The sequence below is a fragment of the Enterobacter nematophilus genome (assembly GCF_026344075.1).
Taxonomy (GTDB): domain Bacteria; phylum Pseudomonadota; class Gammaproteobacteria; order Enterobacterales; family Enterobacteriaceae; genus Enterobacter; species Enterobacter nematophilus.
This window is the reverse complement of sequence record NZ_JAPKNE010000011.1, coordinates 79,522-102,778: the sequence shown is the minus strand read 5'-3', so window position 1 is coordinate 102,778 and position 23,257 is coordinate 79,522. Positions and strand designations below refer to the sequence as shown.

Genomic DNA, 23,257 nt, shown 5'->3' with positions numbered 1-23,257 from the left:
AAGTGAAGAGGCCATCCGTAAGGATGGCCTTTTTGCGTTTCTGAGTTGCACAAACCGTAGGCCGGGTAAGGCGAAGCCACCTACCGGCAAGTCAGACCGCACACCACTTCACAACAAGCTCTGCAATCCCATCCACATCATTCAAATTCAGCACCGGAACTTCAAGCGGCAATACCACATCACTCGCCACCGCAATCACATGCTCATCCAGCGTTAACTCGCTAACATCATGCCCGGCATAGCTTCTGAACAGCAGGATCTTAGGCACGGCCTCATGCTTAAACCCCTCAACCAGCACCAGATCCAGCGTGGTATGATCCATTCGGCTGACCAGATATGCGAGATCCAGCGGCGCCTCATCCGGCGTTTCTGTCATCAAAGCCCAGCGCTGGTTGCTTGCCACCATTGTCTGCGCGGCACCTGCTTTGCGCAGTTCATAGCTATCTTTGCCCGGCTTATCGACATCCATATGGTGGTGCGTATGCTTAATTAATCCGGGGCGAAGACCTTTAGCGCAAAGCGCAGGGATCAGCTTCTTCAGCAGCGTGGTTTTACCTGTGCCGCTCCATGCGGAAATAGCTAAAACGGGTATCATCTCTTCTCCTGCATCCTCTGCAAATCTTCACATGTATTCACGTTCACAAACGCAGACGTGAGATCGCTAAAATCAACCGAATGGCCGCCAGACTGGCGCATAAAGACCATCACCCTGCGCTCTCCCGCCGCCAGATACTCCTGCAGAGCGGGCACCAGCGATCGGTGCATTAAGGCAATAGCAGGATGATCGCGTTCGCCGTCATGCACCCAGACCACGGGCGCAGTGCCACGAAGCTTAACCAGACGCTCAACAAGACAGGATGGAATAAGCGGGGTATCGCAGGGGCAGAACAGGAACCACTCTCCGTTTGACTGCTGCATAACGGAGAGCATACCGGCCAGCGGCCCCGGGTAATCCTCAAGGTTATCCTGATAAACGGCGTACCCGCTGCGCTGATAGGTGTCGATATGCCTGTTAGCGCTGATGGCCATTGTCGTCACCTGGCCTGCGAGCGTATCTGCGACACATTGCCATAAGGGTTTGCCATTCAGGCGCTGGAGCCCCTTATCTTTCCCCCCCATCCGCGTTGCTCTGCCACCTGCCAGAACGACCCCGGTGATTTCCAGGCTAAGATTCACGAATATCGCCTCTTTTATTGTGGGATTGACCCTGCTAACGTGTCACTCTAAATGAAAGGAGCACCACCATGAAATGTAAACGTCTGAATGAAGTCATTGAACTCCTCCAGCCAGCCTGGCAAAAAGAGCCAGAGCTGAATCTGATGCAATTCTTACAGAAACTGGCAAAAGAGTCAGGTTTTGACGGCGATCTGGCAGACCTTTCTGACGACATCCTGATCTACCACCTCAAAATGCGCGACTCAGCCAAAGATGCTGTTATTCCTGGTATTCAGAAGGATTATGAGGAAGATTTTAAAACGGCATTGCTGCGCGCCCGAGGCGTAATTAAAGAGTAAAAGCTTGTAAGCGGAGCCACCGAAATCGCTACAAGATGATATCCTGAATCATTCGTATAATTTCCGGATGATCGGATGAACGACCAGGCTTTTACTTTCCAGACACTACACCCGGATACCATTATGGATGCCCTGTTTGAACAGGGTATTCGTGTGGATTCCGGGCTAACCCCGTTAAATAGCTACGAAAACCGCGTCTATCAATTTCAGGACGAGGATCGTCAGCGCTTCGTCGTAAAGTTCTATCGCCCTGAACGTTGGTCTGCACAGCAAATTCAGGAGGAGCACCAGTTTGCTCACGATCTGCAGGTTGATGACGTTCCCGTTGCCGCGCCGATAAAGTTCAATAACCAAACGCTGCTCACGCACGAAGGGTTTTACTACGCCGTATTCCCCAGTTTGGGTGGCCGCCAGTTTGAAGCGGATAACATCGATCAGATGGAGTGGGTTGCTCGCTATCTGGGACGCATTCATCAGACGGGACGTAAAACAGCGTTCACTGCCCGACCAACGATCGGGATTCAGGAATATCTCACTGAACCGCGTCAGATATTCGAAACGTCTGCGCTGATCCCCGCTGCGTTAAAGGATGATTTCCTTAACGCCACCGATAAGCTTATTGCTGCGGTGAAAACCTGCTGGCGTGATGATATTTCCGTTCTGCGCCTGCACGGCGATTGTCATGCCGGAAATATTCTCTGGCGCGACGGCCCGCTGTTTGTCGATCTCGACGATGCGCGCATGGGACCAGCGGTTCAGGATCTGTGGATGCTGCTGAATGGGGACAAAGCCGAGCAGCGCATGCAGCTTGAAACGATTATTGAAGCCTATGAAGAATTTAGCCCGTTTAATTCAGACGAAATTGCCCTGATTGAGCCTTTACGTGCGATGCGTTTTGTTTATTATCTCGCATGGTTAATCAGGCGTTGGGACGATCCCGCATTTCCCCGTAATTTCCCGTGGCTTACCGGAGAAGATTACTGGCGCAGCCAGATATCTACATTCACTCAGCAGGTTAAGGTTCTTCAGGAACCCCCTCTGCAATTAACGCCGATGTATTAATTGGACACACCCAGGAGAGAGTTAATCATGAAAAAAATTTGGCTGGCGCTGGCAGGTATGATTCTGGCATTTAGCGCTTCTGCTGCGCAGTTTACCGACGGTAAACAGTTTATCACGCTGGAAAAGCCGGTTGCTGGCGAGCCACAGGTTCTGGAGTTCTTCTCGTTCTACTGCCCGCACTGCTATCAATTCGAAGAAGTGCTGCATGTTTCTGACAACGTGAAGAAAAAGCTGCCGGAAGGCACCAAAATGACCAAGTACCACGTTGAGTTCCTGGGCCCGTTGGGTAAAGACCTGACTCAGGCGTGGGCGGTTGCGATGGCGCTGGGCGTGGAAGATAAAATCACTGCTCCAATGTTCGAAGCCGTACAGAAAACCCAGACCGTTCAAACCACTGCGGATATCCGCAAAGTGTTCGTTGATGCCGGCGTGAAAGGTGAAGAGTACGACGCCGCGTGGAACAGCTTTGTCGTGAAATCTCTGGTTGCTCAGCAGGAAAAAGCGGCTGCTGATCTGCAGCTTCAGGGCGTTCCGGCGATGTTTGTTAACGGCAAATATCAGCTGAACATGCAGGGCATGGACACCAGCAGCATGGATATTTTCGTACAGCAGTATGCTGACACCGTGAAATACCTGGTTGAGAAGAAGTAATTTCGTTGATATGAAAACGCCGGTCACTGACCGGCGTTTTTGTATGAAGATTTAATGCTGTCTATCTGTTCGTCTTTCTCTTTCCAGAGCGTATTAAGCCACTGCTGGAAACCACGTTTGAAATTCTTATCGTTTACGTAGTCACCGTGCAGCCCGGCATCTATCGGCACTAAATTCACCCGAACAACAATGCGCGTCAGCTTGCCGCTGAGCATGTCGAAAAATGGCGTCGTGTCATTTTCCGGATAGCAGAGCGTAACGTTCAGAAGTTTATCGAACTGTGCACCCAGCACGTTAAGCGCCATCGCAATACCCGCCGCCTTTGGCGGAAGCAGGTTCTGATAAGGGGAGCGTGTTTGTTGACGTTTATCTTCCGTAAACCGGGAGCCTTCAACAAAGTTCACGATGGTTGTTGGATGCGCGCGAAACTTTTCACAGGAACGGCGCGTGGTCTCCACATCCTTACCGCGACGCTCCGGATGACGAATCAAATAGCTGCGCGAATAGCGTTTCATAAACGGCATATCGAGCGCCCAGCAGGCCAGCCCGATAAAAGGCACCCAGGCGAGCTGCTGCTTCAGGAAGTATTTGTTCATCGGGATATGCTTGCGGAAAAGCACGCATAACACCACGATGTCTGCCCAGCTGTGATGGTTGCAGATCAGCAGGTACCAGTTCTTTTTGTTCAGGCTCTCCAGCCCTTCGACATCCCATTTAAGATGCGGGTTCAGGCACAGCAGGATCGCCAGTCCTTCACACCAGCAATACATCATGAAATTACAAAACGCAGAGACGGATCGCCACACCGCAGGCACAGGCAGCAGCAGTTTAACGATCCCGGCGATAATGATCGGCACAGAACAGGCAACCGTCACCAGAATAGTTAAAATGATGCTTAGCGGTAATGTTATTGCAGCGAGTAATCTCGACATGATGAGCTTTTTCAGGTGGTTAGCTATAATGGCGCGGCCAATAATTCGGCGCAGGGCGCTGATTTTATCAGAAAAATGACAAAATAATGGCGATTTCATATCGTCAATTGACGGCTTTTCCCCTGACGCAGAAGATTTCTCTAATATTGTGCGCTAATCAGGACTTATATCCACATAGACTAAATTGCCATCAGCAGGTTATTATCATGCAGCGTTAGCCATTAACTGAATGATATTAAATGATTTATTCTCAGCGCGCGCCTGCTTTTAGTATCTGTTTTTCATTTGAAGTGAAAATATTCACAAACTTATCCACAGTTTGAATTTTGCGAGCGATCCTCACGATCGCAAAATCTTTTCCTGTATCGAACCTGAATAACTGATGTTTTCATCCTTCTGTGGCATCCTTTACGCATAAATTGATTAAAGGCACGGACATTATGGTTCAGATCCCAGAAAACCCACTTATTCTCGTCGACGGCTCTTCTTACCTGTATCGGGCGTACCATGCGTTTCCTCCTCTGACCAATAGCGCAGGGGAACCTACCGGCGCAATGTACGGCGTGCTGAACATGCTGCGCAGCCTGATCCTTCAGTATCAGCCCACCCATGCGGCTGTGGTTTTTGATGCGAAAGGCAAAACCTTCCGCGATGAGCTGTTTGAGCATTACAAATCCCACCGTCCGCCAATGCCTGACGATCTGCGTGCGCAGATTGAGCCGCTGCACGCCATGGTGAAAGCGATGGGCCTGCCGCTGCTGGCCGTCTCTGGCGTAGAAGCCGACGACGTCATCGGTACGCTGGCGCGTGAAGCAGAAAAAATGGGCCGTCCGGTGCTGATCAGCACCGGTGATAAAGATATGGCCCAGCTGGTGACGCCAGGTATCACCCTGATAAACACCATGACCAACACCATTCTGGGGCCAGAAGAAGTGGTCACTAAGTATGGCGTGCCGCCAGAGCTGATTATCGACTTCCTTGCGTTGATGGGCGACTCCTCGGATAACATCCCTGGCGTCCCCGGCGTCGGTGAAAAAACCGCGCAGGCGCTGCTCCAGGGGCTGGGTGGTCTGGACACGCTCTATGCGGAATCAGACAAAATCGCCGGCCTCTCCTTCCGCGGGGCAAAAACCATGGCCGGGAAGCTGGAAGAGAATAAAGAGGTGGCTTATCTCTCCTATAAGCTGGCAACGATCAAAACCGATGTGGAACTGGAGCTGGGCTGTGAGCAGCTGGAAGTGCAACAGCCTTCCGCTGACGACCTGCTGAGCCTGTTTAAGAAATACGAATTCAAGCGCTGGACCACTGACGTAGAAGCAGGTAAATGGCTGCAGGCAAAAGGGGCTAAACCTGCTGCTAAGCCGAAGGAGACGATTGTCGTTGATGCCGAAGAGCAGGCGGAAGAAGAGGCCGCAGCGCTCTCCTTCGACAACTACGAAACCATTCTGGAAGAGTCGCAGCTGATCGCCTGGATCGAAAAACTGAAAAAAGCGCCGGTCTTTGCCTTTGACACCGAAACAGACAGCCTCGACAACATCTCAGCCAATATGGTGGGATTGTCCTTTGCGACAGAGCCGGGTGTTGCCGCCTACGTTCCTGTGGCGCACGATTACCTGGATGCGCCGGAGCAGATCTCCCGCGAGCGCGTGCTAGAGCTACTGAAGCCGATCCTGGAAGACGAAAAGGCGCTGAAGGTCGGGCAAAACCTCAAGTACGACCGCGGCATTCTGCAGAACTACGGCATTGAGCTGCGCGGGATTGCCTTCGACACCATGCTCGAATCCTACATTTTGGACAGCGTGGCGGGCCGTCATGATATGGATTCCTTATCTGACCGCTGGCTCAAGCACAAAACCATCACCTTTGAAGAGATTGCCGGTAAAGGGAAAAATCAGCTCACTTTTAACCAGATCGCTCTTGAAGAAGCAGGGCGCTACGCGGCGGAAGATGCCGACGTCACGCTGCAGCTGCACCTGAAGATGTGGCCGAAACTGCAGAAGCACGAAGGTCCGCTGAACGTGTTCCAGCATATTGAAATGCCGCTGGTGCCCGTGCTGTCCCGTATCGAACGCAATGGCGTTAAGATCGATCCAACGGTGCTGCATAACCACTCTGGGGAGCTCGCGCAGCGTTTGACCGAGCTTGAGCAAAAAGCGCACGATCTTGCAGGCGAGCCGTTTAACCTCTCGTCTCCGAAACAGCTGCAAACCATCCTGTTTGAAAAGCAGGGCATCAAGCCGCTGAAGAAAACCCCTGGCGGTGCGCCGTCAACCTCTGAAGAGGTGCTGGAAGAGCTGGCGCTGGACTACCCGCTGCCAAAAGTAATTCTGGAGTACCGCGGTCTCGCGAAGCTGAAGTCTACCTACACGGACAAACTTCCGCTGATGATCAACCCGAAAACGGGTCGCGTGCACACGTCGTATCATCAGGCTGTCGCGGCTACGGGGCGTCTCTCGTCGACCGATCCTAACCTGCAGAACATCCCGGTGCGTAATGAAGAGGGGCGCCGCATTCGTCAGGCTTTCATCGCCCCAGAGGATTACCTGATTGTCTCGGCTGACTACTCGCAAATTGAACTGCGCATTATGGCGCACCTGTCCCGCGACAAAGGTCTGCTGACGGCATTTGCGGAAGGGAAAGACATCCATCGTGCGACCGCGGCTGAAGTCTTCGGTTTGCCGCTGGAGAGCGTGACCAACGAACAGCGCCGCAGTGCTAAGGCGATCAACTTCGGTCTGATCTACGGCATGAGCGCGTTTGGCCTTTCACGCCAGCTCAACATTCCGCGTAAAGAGTCGCAGAAGTATATGGATCTCTACTTCGAGCGTTATCCGGGCGTGCTGGACTATATGGAACGTACCCGCGCGCAGGCGAAAGAGAAGGGTTACGTTGAAACCCTGGATGGCCGTCGTCTCTATCTCCCGGACATCAAATCCAGCAACGCGGCGCGCCGCGCTGGCGCAGAACGTGCCGCGATCAACGCCCCGATGCAGGGAACCGCGGCGGACATCATCAAGCGCGCCATGATAGCCGTGGATGCCTGGCTCGAGAAAGAGAAGCCGCGCGTGAAAATGATCATGCAGGTACACGATGAACTGGTGTTTGAAGTGCACAAAGACGATCTCGATATTGTGTCGAAAAAGATCCACGAACTGATGGAAAGCAGCATGACGCTTGACGTGCCGTTGCTGGTGGAAGTGGGAAGTGGTGAAAACTGGGATCAGGCTCACTAAAGGTTCAATGAATAACGCGCGTTTTATGTAAGTTAGCAACATAACAACGCGCGTTTTGTGACGATCATTAGAATTCCCTATGTAAAGAATGAAAAAAAACTACAAAAAGTGCTTTTTCTACAGCAAAAAAAGGGGTAGAGTTATCGACGTAGGGTACAGAGGTAAGATGTTCTATCTTTCAGACCTTTTACTTCACGTAATCGGATTTGGCTGAATATTTTAGCCGCCCCAGTCAGTAATGACTGGGGCGTTTTTTATTGCGGCAAAGAAAAGTTCGGGCAAAAAAAAGCGCGGACATCGCCGCGCTCGGTATTACTCTGCTTCCGCTTCTGTTGCGGGTTCCAGCTCGTTAAACCAGCTGTCGAGCTTCTGGCGCAGCTTGTCTACGCCCTGTTTTTTCAGCGAAGAGAAAGGCTCAACCTGTACGTCGCCATTGAAGGCCAGTACCGCTTCGCGAACCATATTCACCTGCGCTTTACGCGCGCCGCTTGCCAGCTTGTCGGCTTTCGTCAGCAGGACCAGCACGGCAATATCGCTTGCTACGGCCCAGTCGATCATCTGCTGATCGAGATCTTTTAGCGGGTGACGAATATCCATCAGCACCACCAGACCTTTCAGGCACAGGCGTTTTTCCAGGTATTCGCCCAGCGCACGCTGCCATTTGATCTTCATCTCTTCTGGCACCTGCGCATAACCGTATCCCGGCAAGTCGACGAGGCGTTTGCCTTCAGCCACTTCAAAGAGGTTAATCAGCTGGGTACGGCCAGGTGTTTTTGAGGTACGCGCCAGGTTCTTCTGATTGGTCAGCGTATTCAGGGCGCTGGATTTCCCCGCATTTGAGCGGCCAGCAAATGCCACTTCAATACCGGTATCAGAAGGCAGGTGGCGAATATCGGGCGCACTGGTGACAAAATGCGTCTGTTGGTAGTTCCAGGTAGTCACGTGGTCGTCTCCAAAAATCGTAATCTGGAGGGATTATACCCGAATGCGGGCAAAAGGCTTTTCTCATTGCACCAGGCCTGCAGGCGAATGCCCAAACCGTTGTGAGAGATCGGCTAATGTTGCTATGGGAGATTTCAGAGAATTCGCAGGTGTCAAAAAAGCCAAACTGTTTTAAATCATAAGCTTATTTCCGGGTAATTGTCTGAAAATCTCGTTTTGTACCGTTTCGTTGCTTGTCAGTTTACGCGAACAAGGTAAAGTATGCGTCAGGGCGAGGAAGCCAACAGGAATTAGACTTAAGGATTAGGGTCAGGAGCGCCAGGAGGCGAAGACGCAGGACAGTCAGGACGACCAGCGCCTGGAGGCGTTTTAACAGGAAATGGAACCATACACGGACGGTATCAGCCAAAGGATAAACAGGGTGTGTTGTTGGTAAACATGGAATGTCTGACCCGTTAAGGGTTGTGAGTCAGGAAAAAAGGCGACAGATTGCTCTGTCGCCTTTTTTCTTTGCTTGCTTTCTGCTAGATTTCGCCGCAATTCTATACTGAAGAAAACGACTTAAAGATAAAACATCATGAAAAAACCAACCTCCGCTGCGGGCGCGAAACGCCCTGCAAAAGCACGCCGCAAAACGCGCGAAGAACTGAACCAGGAAGCGCGCGATCGCAAACGCGATAAGAAGCATCGTGGCCATGCTGCGGGCAGCCGTGCAAACGGCGGTGGTGCAGCGGGCGCTTCTGCAAAAAGCAAGCAGCAGAAAGATCCTCGTATCGGCAGTAAAACTCCCATTCCACTGGGCGTGACAGACACCCCGGTCACTAAGCAGCACAAACCAAAGAGCGAGAAACCTATGCTTTCACCGCAGGCTGAGCTGGATATGCTGGAGAACGATGAGCGCCTGGACGCGCTGCTGGAACGTCTTGAAGAGGGTGAAACCCTGACCGCCGAAGAGCAGTCATGGGTTGATGCCAAACTGGACCGCATTGATGAGCTGATGCAGAAGCTGGGCCTGTCTTACGATGACGAAGACGACGAAGAGGAAGAAGAAAAGCAGGAAGATATGATGCGTCTTCTGAAAGGTGGAAACTAACATTTGCACCCGGCAGGCACGATAGTCCTGCTTATAACCCTTCCGGTTATATGTTATCTGGTGTGGTTATTCGTTAAACTACGGCGGTTGTCGCGGCGACAGAAGTGGCTGCGCACCCGAATGATGGCCCGCGATGGGGCCAGAACGGGCCGCCGTATACGAACGCGACACCAACGGAAGGAGTGAGCATGTCAGCACCAACTATCGACTGGGATTTGGCCCTAATCCAGAAGTATAACTATTCCGGGCCGCGTTATACCTCATACCCCACCGCGCTGGAGTTCTCCGATGCCTTCGGCGAGGCGGATTTTCAGCAGGCCGTCGCGCGCTATCCAGAGCGTCCGCTGTCGCTCTACGTCCATATTCCGTTCTGCCACAAGCTTTGCTACTTCTGCGGCTGCAATAAAATCGTGACCCGTCAGCAGCATAAAGCCGACCAATACCTCGATGCGCTCGAACAGGAAATTGTGCACCGCGCGCCGCTGTTTAAAGGTCGTCACGTCAGCCAGCTTCACTGGGGCGGCGGCACGCCAACCTATCTGAATAAGGCGCAAATAAGCCGTCTGATGACGCTGCTGCGCGGAAATTTCAATTTTAACGACGACGCCGAAATCTCGATCGAAGTCGATCCGCGTGAAATTGAGCTGGATGTCCTGGATCACTTACGCGCGGAAGGCTTCAACCGTCTGAGCATGGGCGTGCAGGATTTCAATAAAGAGGTGCAGCGTCTGGTGAACCGCGAGCAGGACGAAGAGTTTATCTTCGCCTTACTCAACCACGCACGTAACATCGGATTTACCTCGACCAACATCGACCTGATTTACGGCCTGCCAAAGCAGACGCCGGAGAGCTTCGCCTTTACGCTGAAGCGCGTGGCTGAACTCAGCCCGGACCGCCTCAGCGTCTTTAACTACGCGCACCTGCCGACGCTATTCGCCGCTCAGCGCAAAATTAAAGATGCGGATCTGCCTTCTGCCCAGCAGAAGCTGGATATCCTGCAGGAAACCATCACCTCGCTGACCGAGAGCGGCTATCAGTTTATCGGCATGGATCACTTTGCCCGTCCGGACGACGAGCTGGCGATTGCCCAGCGCGAAGGGGTACTGCACCGTAACTTCCAGGGTTACACCACCCAGGGCGATACCGATCTGCTCGGCATGGGCGTCTCTGCCATCAGCATGATCGGTGACTGCTACGCGCAGAACCAGAAAGAGCTAAAGCTCTACTACCAGCAGGTAGATGAAACCGGCAACGCGCTGTGGCGCGGCATCGCGCTGACCCGTGACGACTGCATTCGTCGCGATGTGATTAAGGCGCTTATCTGCAACTTCCGTCTCGACTTTAGCGACGTGGAAGCACAGTGGGAGCTGACGTTCAGCGAATATTTTGCGGAAGACCTGAAGCTGATTGCGCCGCTGGCGAAAGACGGGCTGGTGGATGTATCGGAGAGTTCAATTGAGGTCACGCCGAAAGGGCGTCTGTTGATCCGTAATATCTGCATGTGCTTTGACGCGTATCTGCGTCAGAAAGCGCGTATACAGCAGTTCTCACGAGTGATTTGAAACGTAGGCCGGGTGAGGCGAAGCCGCCACCCGGCTTTTACGTTTCTAACCCGCTAGCTAAACAGCCCAACCAGCGCCGCACACAGCACCGCCGCAACGGCGGTTTGTGGCGTGTGGCTTTCAACTGCCCCGCTAGAGAGCATATTGACTAATGTTTCCAGCATGATCTACACCCCCAATTTCCGGGCACGATCATACAAAACTCATCGGAACAGTAAAGCGCAAAATAACGGCAATTTGCGCTCAATTAATAACCTTTACACAGCGGAGTGAGATCACTCCATTCCCAGCTCTTTCAGCTTGCGCGTCAGGGTATTACGTCCCCATCCCAGCAGGCGCGCCGCTTCCTGCTTATGGCCCTGCGTATGACGAAGCGCGGTGGTCAACAGCGTACGCTCCATCTCTGGCTGAGCCTCAGACAGCAGGTTTTGATGACCGGAACGCAGCGCGCGGTCGGCCCACTGCGCCAGCAGCGTCGCCCAGCTGTCCGGCAGCGCGTGCCCGGTACTGCTTTCTGGCGCGGTGGCCTCAAACAGCTCGGCCGGTAAATCCTGAATCAGCACTTCCTGACCGGCGGCCATCACGGTTAACCAGCGGCAGGTGTTTTCCAGCTGACGCACGTTGCCCGGCCACGCCAGGCGGGTGAGGGCAGCATCGGTTTCCGGGTGAAGCTGCTTGGCTTCCACGCCCAGCTCGCGGGCTGCCACCTGCAGGAAATGACGCGCCAGGCGAGGAATATCTTCCCGACGCTCGCGCAGCGGCGGCAAATGAACGCGAATGACGTTCAGGCGGTGGAATAAATCCTCACGGAATTTTCCTTCCTGCACGCGCAGCTCCAGGTTCTGGTGCGTCGCGGCGATAATGCGCACGTCCACCTTCACCGGCGCATAGCCGCCCACGCGGTAAAACTGCCCGTCGGCCAGCACGCGCAGCAGGCGGGTCTGAACGTCCAGCGGCATATCGCCGATCTCGTCCAGGAACAGCGTGCCGCCGTCAGCCTGCTCAAAGCGCCCCTGGCGAATGGTATTCGCGCCGGTAAACGCCCCTTTTTCATGGCCGAACAGCTCGGACTCAATCAAATCCTTCGGGATCGCCGCCATGTTGAGGGCGATAAACGGCGCTTTTGCCCGCGGGCTATGGCGATGTAACGCATGGGCCACCAGCTCTTTACCTGTACCCGATTCGCCGTTAATCAACACGCTGATGGACGAACGGGACAGACGGCCGATAATGCGAAACACGTCCTGCATCGCCGGCGCTTCGCCGATGATGTCAGTGGTTGGCCCAAAATCGGGGGCGTGGCGCGGCTGTTGCTGCTCCTGGTAGTGGCTAATCGCGCGCTCTACCAGCGCCACCGCTTCGTCGATATCAAACGGTTTGGGCAGGTAATCGAACGCCCCTTGCTGATAGGCGCTCACCGCGGCATCCAGATCGGAGTGCGCGGTCATTATGATGACCGGGAGCATCGGATGGCGTTGTTTGATCTGCTTTAACAGCGCCAGCCCGTCCATGCCCGGCATGCGAATATCCGAGAGCAGTACGTCCGGCGTTTTGGTGGTGAGTGCGTCGAGCACCTCGCTGCCGCTCTCAAACGTCGTGCAGCTTAATCCTGCCCCTGTGAGCGCGCGTTCAAGCACCCAACGGATGGAGCTATCGTCATCGACTACCCAGACTATCCCTCGTTGCATAAACGTCACCTTTATTTTTTAATCGGCAGGAAAACCGAAAACTCGGTATGTCCCGGCCAACTGGTAAATTCAATTTTTCCGGAGTGCTGATCGATCAGGCTGCGGGCGATAGATAAGCCCAGTCCCGTACCGCCTTCGCGCCCGCTCACCATCGGGTAGAACAGGGTGTCCTGCAGATGAGAAGGAATGCCGGGACCGTTATCCTCAACGTCGATGCGTGCCGCCAGACGATAGCGCACGCCGTGCAGCGTGAGCTGGAAGGCGGTGCGGGTGCGTAAAATAATCTCGCCGCCTTCCGGCCCCAGCGCCTGCAACGCATTGCGCACGATATTCAGCAGGACCTGCTCAATCTGGTCCGGGTCATGCGCCAGTTCCGGCAGGCTTGGGTCGTAATCACGCACCAGCGTGACGTTCTCCGGAAGCTCCATCGAGACGAGCTTCACCACCCGTTCAGCGACTTTATGAATGCTTTCTGAAACGTGCATACCCGGCTGCTGCGGCCCGAGAAGGCGATCGACCAGGTTACGCAGGCGGTCCGCCTGCTCAATGATGACGTTGGTGTACTCCGCCAGCGCGGGATCGGGCAGCGCCTTGGTCAGAAGCTGCGCCGCGCCGCGTAACCCACCCAGCGGGTTTTTGATTTCATGCGCCAGACCTCGCACCAGGTCACGGGCGGCAATTTGCTGCGCATGCTGAAGCTGCTCCTGGCTCAGGCGACGCTGATTATCCATCGGCGCCATTTCCAGCAGGATCAGTCCTTCCGGCAAACGCTGCGCGGTAAGGGAAAGAATATGTGAGCGTCCGTCGATCACCAGCGTGACTTCGTTATCGGTGAACCCCTGACCGGCCTGCAAACTCTCCTGCATCAGGCCAATATTCAGCGAAAAATAGCTCAACAACTCAGGAAGCGGGGTGCCAAACAGTTTGCGTGAACTCTGGGCGAGCAGCTGTTGCGCCGCCGGGTTGGCGTAATGGACGGCCAGCTCGTCGTCGACCAGCAGGATGCTGTTAATCAAAGAATTGAGGATCTGCCCAGCATCGGGCAGCGTGCCAGTTGCCATTCAGCAGTCTCCTGGAGTCGTTGCACTGTTTTAGTGCAGTATAGCGGTTTCGGCGTAAAAAGCGCGTGAGATCAGGTTGTTGGTGGAGAAAAAAGCCCATCCGGAGATGGGCTAAAAGTTTCCACGGCAACTACCCCCGGCGCTTTTCACGCCGGGTAAAACAACTAAATTAAACGCTGTAGTACAGTTCGAACTCAACCGGATGCGGAGTCATACGCACGCGGTCGTTCTCTTCAGTACGCAGGGCGATGTAAGCATCGATAGCGTCGTCAGTGAATACGCCACCCGCAGTCAGGAACTCGCGGTCTGCGTCCAGCGCCTGCAGGGCTTCTTCCAGAGAGCCAGCAACCTGTGGGATCTCTTTCGCTTCTTCTGGCGGCAGGTCGTACAGGTTTTTGTCCATCGCTTCGCCTGGGTGGATCTTGTTCTTGATACCGTCCAGACCGGCCATCAGCAGCGCTGCGAAGCACAGGTATGGGTTAGCCGCTGGGTCCGGGAAGCGCACTTCGATACGACGCGCTTTCGGAGACGCCACCACCGGGATACGGATAGAAGCAGAACGGTTACGCGCAGAGTAGGCCAGCATCACTGGCGCTTCGTAGCCCGGGACCAGACGCTTGTAGGAGTTGGTGGTTGGGTTCGCCAGGGCGTTGATCGCTTTAGCGTGTTTGATAACACCACCGATGTAATACAGCGCCTGCTCGGACAGACCGGCGTATTTGTCGCCAGAGAACAGGTTGGTACCGTTCTTGGACAGAGACATGTGGCAGTGCATACCGGAACCGTTGTCGCCAAACATTGGTTTTGGCATGAAGGTCGCGGTTTTACCGAAACGGTGCGCTACGTTGTGCACAACGTATTTGTAGATCTGAATTTCGTCTGCTTTTTTGGTCATGGTGTTGAAGCGGGTTGCCACTTCGTTCTGACCCGCAGTCGCCACTTCGTGGTGGTGCGCTTCAACAACCAGGCCCATCTCTTCCATCACCAGACACATGGTGGAACGGATGTCCTGTGCAGAGTCGACCGGAGGAACCGGGAAGTAACCGCCTTTCACGCCAGGACGGTGACCTTTGTTACCACCTTCGTATTTGGTGGAAGAGTTCCATGCGCCTTCGATGTCGTCGATAGCCACGTGGGAGCCAGAAATAGAGGCACCGAAGCGGATGTCGTCGAACAGGAAGAATTCTGGCTCTGGCCCGAACAGAACGGTGTCCGCGATGCCGGTAGAACGCAGATACTCTTCAGCGCGTTTTGCGATAGAACGTGGGTCGCGGTCGTAGCCCTGCAGCGTGCCTGGCTCGAGGATGTCGCAGCGGATGATCAGGGTTGGTTCTTCGAAGAACGGATCAATGACCGCAGTGGTTGCATCTGGCATCAGAACCATGTCGGATTCGTTAATGCCTTTCCAGCCACCAATGGAGGAGCCGTCAAACATTTTGCCTTCTTCAAAGAATTCGGCGTTCACCTGATGAGCAGGGATTGTGACGTGCTGTTCTTTACCTTTGGTATCGGTGAAGCGCAGATCAACAAACTTCACTTCATGTTCGTTCAGCATCGTCAAAACGTGTTCAGCGGACATACTTAACTCTCCAGATTGGTCATTGTCGTCGTGGTAACGAGGTCTTCAATTTCTGTTGGTACTGGCTGTTGCCATGTATTTTTTATAAAGCGAAATCTGTGCCAACTTTTAAAACACCCCAAAAAGGCGTTATCATGCGCACCATAGTGCAAAAGGGCTGCACCATGATGGATTTGTTGCACCAGTATAGTGCTTCAATGTGAACATTGAGCACCATATTGGTGCAATTTACGTTAAAGTGCCCTTTTACCGCTCCGTGAAAGCGATCACAAAGCATCTCTGCAATACTTGTTTGCGGGGGATGTTTGTGATCCTGTTTTGTAGTGCGATTAATCCGTGTACAATAACGCGCTATTTCTAAATGCCTGAGGCAAAGTTGTGATCGAAAATTTGCGTAACATCGCCATCATCGCGCACGTTGACCATGGTAAAACTACCCTGGTTGATAAGCTGCTGCAGCAATCCGGTACGTTTGATGCGCGTGCCGAAACCCAAGAACGCGTGATGGACTCCAACGATTTGGAGAAAGAGCGTGGGATTACCATCCTCGCGAAAAACACCGCGATTAAATGGAATGACTACCGTATCAACATCGTTGATACCCCAGGGCACGCCGACTTCGGTGGTGAAGTTGAACGTGTAATGTCCATGGTAGACTCCGTTCTGCTGGTCGTTGACGCAATGGATGGCCCAATGCCACAGACGCGCTTCGTGACCAAAAAAGCTTTTGCCCATGGTCTGAAGCCAATCGTTGTTATCAACAAAGTTGACCGCCCTGGCGCGCGTCCTGACTGGGTTGTTGACCAGGTATTCGACCTGTTCGTTAACCTCGACGCGACCGACGAGCAGCTGGACTTCCCTATCGTTTACGCTTCTGCGCTGAACGGTATCGCAGGTCTGGACCACGAAGACATGGCTGAAGACATGACCCCGCTGTATCAGGCGATTGTTGACCGTGTTCCTGCGCCAAACGTTGACCTGGAAGGCACCCTGCAGATGCAGATCTCCCAGCTCGACTACAACAACTACGTTGGCGTTATCGGGATTGGCCGTATCAAGCGCGGTAAAGTGAAGCCTAACCAGCAGGTCACTATCATCGATAGCGAAGGCAAAACCCGTAACGGTAAAGTCGGTAAGGTACTGACTCACCTGGGTCTTGAGCGTATCGAGAGCGACATCGCTGAAGCGGGCGACATCATCGCAATCACCGGTCTGGGTGAGCTGAACATCTCCGACACCATCTGCGATCCGCAGAACGTCGAAGCGCTGCCAGCCCTGTCCGTTGATGAACCAACCGTATCCATGTTCTTCAACGTCAACACCTCTCCGTTCTGTGGCAAAGAAGGTAAGTTCGTTACCTCGCGTCAGATCCTTGACCGCCTGAACAAAGAGCTGGTGCACAACGTTGCGCTGCGCGTTGAAGAAACCGAAGACGCTGATGCGTTCCGCGTATCCGGTCGTGGTGAGCTGCACCTGTCTGTTCTGATCGAAAACATGCGTCGTGAAGGTTTCGAGATGGCGGTTTCCCGTCCGAAAGTAATCTTCCGCGAAATCGACGGCCGTAAACAAGAGCCGTTCGAAAACGTAACGCTGGACGTAGAAGAGCAGCACCAGGGTTCTGTGATGCAGGCGCTGGGCGAGCGTAAAGGCGACCTGAAAAACATGAATCCAGACGGCAAAGGCCGCGTACGTCTCGACTACGTGATCCCAAGCCGTGGCCTGATCGGCTTCCGTTCAGAGTTCATGACCATGACTTCTGGTACGGGTCTGCTGTACTCCACCTTCAGCCACTACGACGACGTTCGTCCGGGCGAAGTGGGTCAGCGTAACAACGGCGTACTGATCTCCAACGGTCAGGGTAAAGCGGTTGCGTTTGCGCTGTTCGGTCTGCAGGATCGCGGCAAGCTGTTCCTGGGTCACGGTGCTGAAGTTTACGAAGGCCAGATCATCGGTATTCACAGTCGTTCTAACGACCTGACCGTAAACTGCCTGACCGGTAAGAAGCTGACCAACATGCGTGCGTCCGGTACTGACGAAGCAACGGTTCTGGTTCCACCGATCAAGATGACTCTGGAGCAGGCTCTGGAATTCATCGATGACGACGAACTGGTAGAAGTGACTCCACTGTCAATTCGTATCCGTAAACGTCACCTGACCGAGAACGATCGTAAACGTGCTATGCGCGGTGCGAAAGAAGACTAATACGGTCAATCCGTAATAAAAAAAGCCGCTGATCCCTCAGCGGCTTTTTTATTAGAACGAATACCGTAACCCCAGGCGGATCCGGTACTGCTCCCGGTTGTAATCATTCCATCTGTCCAGCCACTGCAGTTCGAGGTACGGCAGCCAGTTTCTGTCTATCTTATAGCTGAATTTATTGGTAATTTCCCAGTGATGGTCTTTGCCATTTTTGCTGTGGTAATCATTCACCCGCTGGAAAAAGTGCGGCTCAAAGGTGTAGAAAAACGCATCCGTCACTTTGAAATTCCAGTAGTTGGCAAACTCGTGCGTGTCATTCTTATCCATCTGCCCGTTATAGTCCGGCGTATCGTAATTGTTATGGTTATAGCGATAGCGGAACGTCAGATTAAACCCGTCCGTAAATTTGTAGTTGGTATCTAAATAAACCGCGCCACCGGACCCCGCGCTGCTGTCGTTAATCAACCCGCCGGGCTGGAAGGTGAGTTTGTCGGTCGGTTTAAAGAGCGGATACCACCCCTCTATTTCGTTATAGCTGTGCTTAAGCTCATCCCATTTGCCCACGTTATAGGCGTTGGTGAACATCAGCCCCGCGCCCATATCAAAGTTATAGCCCGCACGCAGGATCACCTCGTGCAGTTCAGAAGCCGTATTGTAGGCTTCGCGAGTTTCGACATAGGCCCCGGCAAAAACCGGGCAGGACACAGACGACACGATCAGTACAGTGATGATTCTATTCATAATTTGTCCATGTATCAGGTACAGAAAGGCCTCCCTCCTGATAAACAGGAAGGACATAATGGCCGGATTTATAGTTATAAAGTGACTGCTGACGCTTTATTGTTGGTGGTTATCTCAGGGGTATTCGCGGTTTGTTTTTTCCGTTTTCCAATCTCCTCGATAATAAAGGCGAAGCGCGCTTCGTTGAGTTTATAAAACAGCCCCATGGTCACGGCGGCAACAATCGCCAGACCGCACGGCCAGAGGAAAATCAGCTGGCGCAACCCAAGCAGCGTGCCCGCGCTCTGCACCGCATGGGGAACGTAGCCGATCTGGGTCAGCATGATGCCGGGCAGGAAACCGGCGAGCGCGGCGGAGATTTTGCGCGAGAAGGTATAGCCGGTATAAACCGACCCTTCTGCGCGAATGCCGGTTTTCCACTCGCCGTAATCGACGGTATCCGGCACCAGCGCCCAGTTCAGGCTGTTCACAAACGCCGTGCCGAAAAAGGCCATGCAGGAAAACAGCACGAACAGCAGGGAGCTGGTTCCCCAGAAGAAGTTCAGCACGTCGCCCACCGCCCACAGCGTCAGCCCGCCCAGATAGACCGGCTTCTTGCCAAAGCGCTTCACCGCGCCGGGGACCAGAAACACGCCAATCAGAATGCAGCCCATGCTGAAAAAGCCCATCCACGACAGCAGATGCAGATCGTTCAGCACGTACTGGGTGTAATAGACCTGGATCGCCAGCTTGATGTTAAACGCGGCGAGAGTGCACAGGTTGGCGATGCACAGCACCAGCAGCGGCGGATTGCGAAAAATCGCGCAGAACGATTTCAGAATGCCGGGCTTATGGTGATCGGGCGTAAGCTCCACGTAGCGCTCTTTTACCCCGCTGTAGCACCACCACATGCAGAACAGGCCGCCGGTGACGAACGCCAGCGCGGCCGCCAGATAGCCGAGGGAGGGCTGGCTGACGAATAGCGCCTGAATGGGCATAAAGCCGACGGTGCAGAGCAACAGCCCCACCGTTGCGCCGCCCTGACGCCACGCCGCAAGCTGCGCGCGCTCGTTCGGGTTTTTGGTGATGGCGGGGACCATCGCACCGTAGGCGCAGTTCATCAGGCTATAGCAGAGGCCAAACATCATGAAGAGCACGGTGGCGAGCGCCGTTTTCACCGTCAGGCTAAAGTCGTTGGCCATAAACTGCGCCGTCGCAACCAGCGCCACCGGAACGGAGGCGTAAAGAATGAACGGCCGGAATTTTCCCCGCGCGCCGATGTTACGCCGGGAGTCCAGCAGCACGCCGGTCAGCATGTCGGTAAACGCGGTAAAAAACTTTGCCACCAGGAAAATAATGCCGCCATAGAACGCCGGCATGCCCAGTTCATCAGTGTAAAACTTCAGCAAATACAGCGTGCCGATACACAGCATCAGGTTCGAGCCAAAATCGCCCATCCCGTAGGCGCACTTCTCTCGCAGGCTCAATTTCAGGGTTAACGGATCACTGTTATGTGTCATGGTCGATCCTCAGAGCGCCCAGCCGGGCGCTCTATCTCGTCATTTAGGCCGTACGTTTGCGCAGCTCGATCTCTTCAACAATGCGCACATACATCTTCTCGTTGAGGTTATAGAAGCAGCCCATCGCCACGATGGTGATGACCGCCAGCAGGCTCGGGTAGATAAATATCAGCTGCCGCAGCCCTTCAACCGTTCCGGCGGATTGCACCACGTTGGGCACATAGCCGATCTGGGTGAGCATGATCCCCGGGAAGAAGCCCGCCAGCGCCTGGGATACCTTCCTGAAGAAGGTAAAGCCGGTATAGACCGTCCCCTCGGAGCGCACGCCGGTGCGCCACTCGCCGTATTCCACGGTATCGGACACCAGCGCCCAGTTCAGGCTGTTCACAAACGCGGAGCCAAAGAACGCCAGGCAGGAGAACGCCACAAAGCTCACCGAGCCGCCGCCGAAGAAGTAGTTGAGCAGATCGCCCGCTACCCAAATCATCAGCCCGCTGATGTAGACCTTTTTCTTGCCGAAGCGCCGCACCGCGCCGGGCATCATAAAGACGCCGATAAAAATGCAGCCCATGCTGAAGAAGCCCATGTACGACAGCAGGATCGGGTCGTTCAGCACGTACTGCGTGTAGTAGACCTGAATGGCGAGCTTGACGTTAAAGGCGCCCAGCGTGCAGAGGTTAGCGATGCACAGGATAAACAGCGGGCGGTTCCCGGCGATGGCGCGAAACGACTGCAGCAGCCCCGGCTTTTGCGCCGGATTTGCAGGCTGCGTCTCGACGTAACGCTCGGTCACGCCCTTATAGCACCACCACATAAAGAACAGGCCGAACATCGAGAAGAGGGTGGCGGCAAAGATATAGCCGAGCTGGTCGTTGCCCTCGATCAGGTTCATCACCGGCACAAAGCCCACGGTACAGAGCAGCAGGCCCAGCGTGGCGCCGCCCTGACGCCAGGCGGCCAGCGAGGCGCGCTCGTCCGGGTTTTTGGTGATGGCCGGGACCATCGCGCCGTAGGAGCAGTTCATCATGCTGAAGAACAGGCCGTACAGCATAAACAGCACTGTTGCCATCACCGTTTTACCGGTGATTTCAAACGGCGTGCCGACGAAGTTGGCAATCGCCAGCAGGGTTACCGGAAATGCCGCGTACAGCACGAACGGGCGGAATTTCCCTTTCGGGCCAATGTTGCGCCGGGAGTCGAGCATGATCCCGGTGCCCATGTCGGTGAAGGCGGTAAAAAACTTCGCAATCAGGAAGATGATCCCGCCGTAGGTGCCCGGCAGGCCCAGCACGTCGGTGTAGAACTTCAGCAGGTACAGCGTGCCGATATCCAGCAGGATGTTAGAGCCGAGGTCGCCCATCCCGTAGGCGAGTTTTTCTTTAAACGGCAGGCGCAGGGTTGCCGGATCGGAAGTATGTTGACTCATTATTGTTCTCCGTCTGCCCGCAGGTTTCCCTGCGGGCGAGCCTTATCAGATATGACGTAAGGTGCTAAACAGATCTGCCCATTCGCTGTGCTGGCGGTAGAACACAGGCGGCTTGCCGAGCGGGGCATCAACGGTCACGTCACCGCCCTGGCAAATTTCCCCGGTCCACGCGTTGACCCAGCTGTCCTGCGGCAGATAGAGCGTCCAGTCGCGGCGCCCCTCTTCATGAACCGGCGCTACCAGCAGATCGCGGCCAAACAGATACTGATACTTCAGCGTGTAGGCGCGCGCGTCGTCTTCGTAGTGCAGGAACAGCGGGCGCATCACCGGCAGGCCGCTTTTCGCGTTCTGCGCGACGGCGGCTTTGATGTACGGCTTCAGGGTGGTGAAGACGGTGGTCATGCGCGCGAAGTGCGCGATGGTTTCCGCGTCGCCGTCGAACTGCCAGTTATCGCCAGGGCGGTTGCCCTCGTGGGTGCGCATCATCGGCGTAAAGGCGCTGAAGTCGCACCAGCGAAGCAGCAGCTCTTTGCTGCGCTTCATCTCGAAGAGCGTCGTATAGCCGCCAATGTCGCTGTGGTGCAGGCCGTGCCCGGTCATCGCCAGCGAAAGGGCCGCCGGTACGACGGACGCCAGACCGTCGTCCAGGCTCCAGTCGACGTTCTGATCCCCCGCCCACATCATCACCGAGTGTTTCTGGCTACCGGTGTAGCCCGCGCGCATGAAGAACAGGATCTCCCCGAGCTTGCCGGTCTCCTCCAGCGCTTCGTAGTTACATTTCGCCCACAGGGCAGGCCAGGCGTTATGCATAATCTCGGCGCTCACGCCGTTGTGCAGGAAGGTATCGGTCGGCAGATATTCCCCGAAATCGGCCATCCAGCCGCCGCAGCCCAGCGCGATCAGGTTCTTTTTAATGACCTCTTTGTACCAGCCGTAGGCTTCCGGGTTAGTCAGGTCGATAACGCCCGCGTAGAACTCGCCGAACTCGACGTGGTAGTCCTTACCGTCGGCGTCTTTGGTCAGATAGCCGCGCGTTGCCGCCTCTTCGCATAAGTCGCGATCGCTGGCGACGTACGGGTTGATATAGGAGAGGAACTGCACGCCCTCCTGTTTCCACCGCGCGATACGCCCGTCAAGCTGCGGATAGAGCTCGCTGTTCCACTTCCAGTTCCACATCACGCGTTTGCCGAAGGAGGTCATGCGGATGCCGGACCAGTCCTGCGCCCAGATGCCGTTCACCTTCACGCCGCCCTGGCGCATAGCGTCGAGCTTCTGCTGGCACACCTCAGTGCCGCCCTGAATGCCCAGCGTCACGCCGTCGTAAACCCAGTCCGGCAGCTCAGGCTGGCGCCCCAGCAGGCCGGTGAGTTTTTCCAGCAGATCGACGTAGGTTTCCGCACATTCGAAGCGCAGCGTGGCGTTATCTTCCCAGAACGCCAGCTCGTGGAAGTCCGGCGCGCTGAAGTCGAAGTTCATGTAGCAGCTGTTATCCACGTGGCAGTAGTACTTCTGGGTGCTCACGAAGGTAGGCTGCGGGAAGAAGGTCCAGTAGTAATCGCCGCCCGCGTTCTCTTTGCAGTCGGCCTGCCAGGTGACGTAGGTCTGCTTATTACGGCCCACACCCTGCTCGCTGGTCCACAGCGGGAACGGCTTGCCGCGCAGATCGAAGTACGAGAACTGCTCGCCGCAGCCGTAGATATGATCTTCAGGCCGGGCCGCCAGCCGCAGCCAGATGCGGTTATGGTCGGGAGCATCATTTTTAAGCTTCAACTCCAGACGGCCTTGTGCATCGACGCCCACCAGCAGTGTCGCGCTCACCGCGTCGCCGCGGGTAAAGCGGATCGCCCAGCCCGCGCTTTGTTGCGTGACGGTCGCGTCCGTCAGGGCAATCTTTTCGTTGAGCTTGTCCTTGATGCTGAAATTGCCGCGAAACATCTCAATATCGGCCTCGCCTGCGCCGATCCACAGGCAGGGGGCATCCGCGGAGTGGGATAAAATCAGGCGGTTTTCCCAGCTGAGGGTGAAACCATTTTCATTATTTTTCAGATTTATATTGTGTAGGGTACGCATAAAAA

20 protein-coding genes are annotated in these 23,257 nt (G+C 54.7%); 8 read left to right on the top strand and 12 right to left on the bottom strand.

Annotated elements, in window-relative coordinates; genetic code table 11:
• Positions 1 to 91 precede the first annotated feature (91 nt).
• Together mobB and mobA are read right to left on the bottom strand one after the other, a co-directional pair.
• Complete coding sequence (gene mobB / locus OSH03_RS20480) at positions 92 to 595, bottom strand: molybdopterin-guanine dinucleotide biosynthesis protein MobB (RefSeq protein WP_266179952.1); 504 nt, start codon at positions 593 to 595, stop codon at positions 92 to 94.
• The gene (gene mobA / locus OSH03_RS20475) at positions 592 to 1,176 is read right to left on the bottom strand and encodes a molybdenum cofactor guanylyltransferase MobA (RefSeq protein ID WP_253543454.1); all 585 of its coding nucleotides are present in this window, start codon (positions 1,174 to 1,176) and stop codon (positions 592 to 594) included. The genes mobB and mobA overlap by 4 nt, the downstream gene beginning before the upstream one ends.
• A gap of 68 nt (positions 1,177 to 1,244) precedes the next feature.
• On the opposite strand from mobA, the gene OSH03_RS20470 reads away from it, so the two are divergent.
• The 3 genes from OSH03_RS20470 to dsbA all read left to right on the top strand — a co-directional run bounded on the left by OSH03_RS20470 (position 1,245) and on the right by dsbA (position 3,227).
• Entirely contained in the window at positions 1,245 to 1,514 is a 270-nt protein-coding gene (locus OSH03_RS20470) for a YihD family protein (RefSeq protein ID WP_008501866.1), read from the top strand.
• A 75-nt stretch (positions 1,515 to 1,589) separates the two neighbouring features.
• Positions 1,590 to 2,576 carry a serine/threonine protein kinase gene (locus OSH03_RS20465; RefSeq protein ID WP_266179951.1) on the top strand — a complete coding sequence of 329 codons (987 nt, stop codon included), beginning with the start codon at positions 1,590 to 1,592 and terminating at the stop codon, positions 2,574 to 2,576.
• A 27-nt stretch (positions 2,577 to 2,603) separates the two neighbouring features.
• The gene (gene dsbA / locus OSH03_RS20460; protein WP_028014899.1) at positions 2,604 to 3,227 is read left to right on the top strand and encodes a thiol:disulfide interchange protein DsbA; all 624 of its coding nucleotides are present in this window, start codon (positions 2,604 to 2,606) and stop codon (positions 3,225 to 3,227) included.
• A 23-nt stretch (positions 3,228 to 3,250) separates the two neighbouring features.
• Here dsbA and OSH03_RS20455 read toward each other — a convergent pair whose 3' ends face one another.
• Positions 3,251 to 4,159: an acyltransferase gene (locus OSH03_RS20455; protein ID WP_061099599.1), complete on the bottom strand. Its 909-nt coding sequence runs from the start codon at positions 4,157 to 4,159 to the stop codon at positions 3,251 to 3,253.
• A 440-nt stretch (positions 4,160 to 4,599) separates the two neighbouring features.
• Here OSH03_RS20455 and polA point away from each other — a divergent pair, with 440 nt between their 5' ends.
• Both polA and spfP read left to right on the top strand, forming a co-directional pair.
• On the top strand, positions 4,600 to 7,392 hold the full coding sequence (gene polA, locus OSH03_RS20450; protein WP_266179950.1) for a DNA polymerase I: 2,793 nt from the start codon (positions 4,600 to 4,602) through the stop codon (positions 7,390 to 7,392).
• 166 nt (positions 7,393 to 7,558) lie between these two features.
• The gene (gene spfP, locus OSH03_RS22265; RefSeq protein WP_071892919.1) at positions 7,559 to 7,606 is read left to right on the top strand and encodes a small protein SpfP; all 48 of its coding nucleotides are present in this window, start codon (positions 7,559 to 7,561) and stop codon (positions 7,604 to 7,606) included.
• 98 nt (positions 7,607 to 7,704) lie between these two features.
• Here spfP and yihA read toward each other — a convergent pair whose 3' ends face one another.
• The gene (gene yihA, locus OSH03_RS20445; protein ID WP_061096546.1) at positions 7,705 to 8,334 is read right to left on the bottom strand and encodes a ribosome biogenesis GTP-binding protein YihA/YsxC; all 630 of its coding nucleotides are present in this window, start codon (positions 8,332 to 8,334) and stop codon (positions 7,705 to 7,707) included.
• Positions 8,335 to 8,911: 577 nt separating this feature from the next.
• On the opposite strand from yihA, the gene yihI reads away from it, so the two are divergent.
• A complete protein-coding gene (yihI, locus tag OSH03_RS20440) occupies positions 8,912 to 9,427 on the top strand; it encodes a Der GTPase-activating protein YihI (RefSeq protein WP_061096545.1) in 516 nt (171 codons plus the stop codon).
• Positions 9,428 to 9,615: 188 nt separating this feature from the next.
• Positions 9,616 to 10,989, top strand: coding sequence for an oxygen-independent coproporphyrinogen III oxidase (hemN, locus tag OSH03_RS20435; RefSeq protein ID WP_266179949.1), 1,374 nt, complete (start codon positions 9,616 to 9,618; stop codon positions 10,987 to 10,989).
• A gap of 53 nt (positions 10,990 to 11,042) precedes the next feature.
• Here hemN and OSH03_RS20430 read toward each other — a convergent pair whose 3' ends face one another.
• The 4 genes from OSH03_RS20430 to glnA form a co-directional block, all read right to left on the bottom strand.
• On the bottom strand, positions 11,043 to 11,153 hold the full coding sequence (locus tag OSH03_RS20430; RefSeq protein WP_023331639.1) for a YshB family small membrane protein: 111 nt from the start codon (positions 11,151 to 11,153) through the stop codon (positions 11,043 to 11,045).
• Between the two features lie 111 nt (positions 11,154 to 11,264).
• On the bottom strand, positions 11,265 to 12,677 hold the full coding sequence (gene glnG, locus OSH03_RS20425) for a nitrogen regulation protein NR(I) (protein ID WP_028014893.1): 1,413 nt from the start codon (positions 12,675 to 12,677) through the stop codon (positions 11,265 to 11,267).
• Between the two features lie 11 nt (positions 12,678 to 12,688).
• Positions 12,689 to 13,738, bottom strand: coding sequence for a nitrogen regulation protein NR(II) (glnL, locus tag OSH03_RS20420; RefSeq protein ID WP_014172250.1), 1,050 nt, complete (start codon positions 13,736 to 13,738; stop codon positions 12,689 to 12,691).
• A gap of 169 nt (positions 13,739 to 13,907) precedes the next feature.
• Entirely contained in the window at positions 13,908 to 15,317 is a 1,410-nt protein-coding gene (glnA, locus tag OSH03_RS20415; RefSeq protein ID WP_008501856.1) for a glutamate--ammonia ligase, read from the bottom strand.
• 378 nt (positions 15,318 to 15,695) lie between these two features.
• On the opposite strand from glnA, the gene typA reads away from it, so the two are divergent.
• Entirely contained in the window at positions 15,696 to 17,519 is a 1,824-nt protein-coding gene (gene typA, locus OSH03_RS20410; protein WP_266179948.1) for a ribosome-dependent GTPase TypA, read from the top strand.
• Positions 17,520 to 17,570: 51 nt separating this feature from the next.
• Here the strand turns inward: typA and ompL are convergent, their stop codons facing one another.
• From ompL to OSH03_RS20390, 4 genes are all read right to left on the bottom strand, one after another.
• Positions 17,571 to 18,257 carry a porin OmpL gene (ompL, locus tag OSH03_RS20405; protein ID WP_266179947.1) on the bottom strand — a complete coding sequence of 229 codons (687 nt, stop codon included), beginning with the start codon at positions 18,255 to 18,257 and terminating at the stop codon, positions 17,571 to 17,573.
• A gap of 74 nt (positions 18,258 to 18,331) precedes the next feature.
• Positions 18,332 to 19,756: an MFS transporter gene (locus OSH03_RS20400; RefSeq protein WP_266179946.1), complete on the bottom strand. Its 1,425-nt coding sequence runs from the start codon at positions 19,754 to 19,756 to the stop codon at positions 18,332 to 18,334.
• A gap of 43 nt (positions 19,757 to 19,799) precedes the next feature.
• Positions 19,800 to 21,182, bottom strand: coding sequence for an MFS transporter (locus tag OSH03_RS20395; protein ID WP_266179945.1), 1,383 nt, complete (start codon positions 21,180 to 21,182; stop codon positions 19,800 to 19,802).
• Positions 21,183 to 21,227: 45 nt separating this feature from the next.
• Entirely contained in the window at positions 21,228 to 23,252 is a 2,025-nt protein-coding gene (locus OSH03_RS20390) for an alpha-glucosidase (RefSeq protein ID WP_266179944.1), read from the bottom strand.
• Positions 23,253 to 23,257 lie beyond the last annotated feature (5 nt).

Excerpts from the sequence above, each read along its gene's own strand:
- hemN (WP_266179949.1), top strand. The coding sequence starts at position 9,616 with ATGTCAGCACCAACTATCGACTGGGATTTGGCCCTAATCCAGAAGTAT.
- glnG (WP_028014893.1), bottom strand. The coding sequence starts at position 12,677 with ATGCAACGAGGGATAGTCTGGGTAGTCGATGACGATAGCTCCATCCGT.
- OSH03_RS20430 (WP_023331639.1), bottom strand. The coding sequence starts at position 11,153 with ATGCTGGAAACATTAGTCAATATGCTCTCTAGCGGGGCAGTTGAAAGC.
- glnA (WP_008501856.1), bottom strand. The coding sequence starts at position 15,317 with ATGTCCGCTGAACACGTTTTGACGATGCTGAACGAACATGAAGTGAAG.
- polA (WP_266179950.1), top strand. The coding sequence starts at position 4,600 with ATGGTTCAGATCCCAGAAAACCCACTTATTCTCGTCGACGGCTCTTCT.
- glnL (WP_014172250.1), bottom strand. The coding sequence starts at position 13,738 with ATGGCAACTGGCACGCTGCCCGATGCTGGGCAGATCCTCAATTCTTTG.
- OSH03_RS20395 (WP_266179945.1), bottom strand. The coding sequence starts at position 21,182 with ATGAGTCAACATACTTCCGATCCGGCAACCCTGCGCCTGCCGTTTAAA.
- OSH03_RS20470 (WP_008501866.1), top strand. The coding sequence starts at position 1,245 with ATGAAATGTAAACGTCTGAATGAAGTCATTGAACTCCTCCAGCCAGCC.
- OSH03_RS20455 (WP_061099599.1), bottom strand. The coding sequence starts at position 4,159 with ATGTCGAGATTACTCGCTGCAATAACATTACCGCTAAGCATCATTTTA.
- ompL (WP_266179947.1), bottom strand. The coding sequence starts at position 18,257 with ATGAATAGAATCATCACTGTACTGATCGTGTCGTCTGTGTCCTGCCCG.
- OSH03_RS20400 (WP_266179946.1), bottom strand. The coding sequence starts at position 19,756 with ATGACACATAACAGTGATCCGTTAACCCTGAAATTGAGCCTGCGAGAG.
- dsbA (WP_028014899.1), top strand. The coding sequence starts at position 2,604 with ATGAAAAAAATTTGGCTGGCGCTGGCAGGTATGATTCTGGCATTTAGC.
- OSH03_RS20390 (WP_266179944.1), bottom strand. The coding sequence starts at position 23,252 with ATGCGTACCCTACACAATATAAATCTGAAAAATAATGAAAATGGTTTC.
- OSH03_RS20465 (WP_266179951.1), top strand. The coding sequence starts at position 1,590 with ATGAACGACCAGGCTTTTACTTTCCAGACACTACACCCGGATACCATT.
- mobB (WP_266179952.1), bottom strand. The coding sequence starts at position 595 with ATGATACCCGTTTTAGCTATTTCCGCATGGAGCGGCACAGGTAAAACC.
- yihI (WP_061096545.1), top strand. The coding sequence starts at position 8,912 with ATGAAAAAACCAACCTCCGCTGCGGGCGCGAAACGCCCTGCAAAAGCA.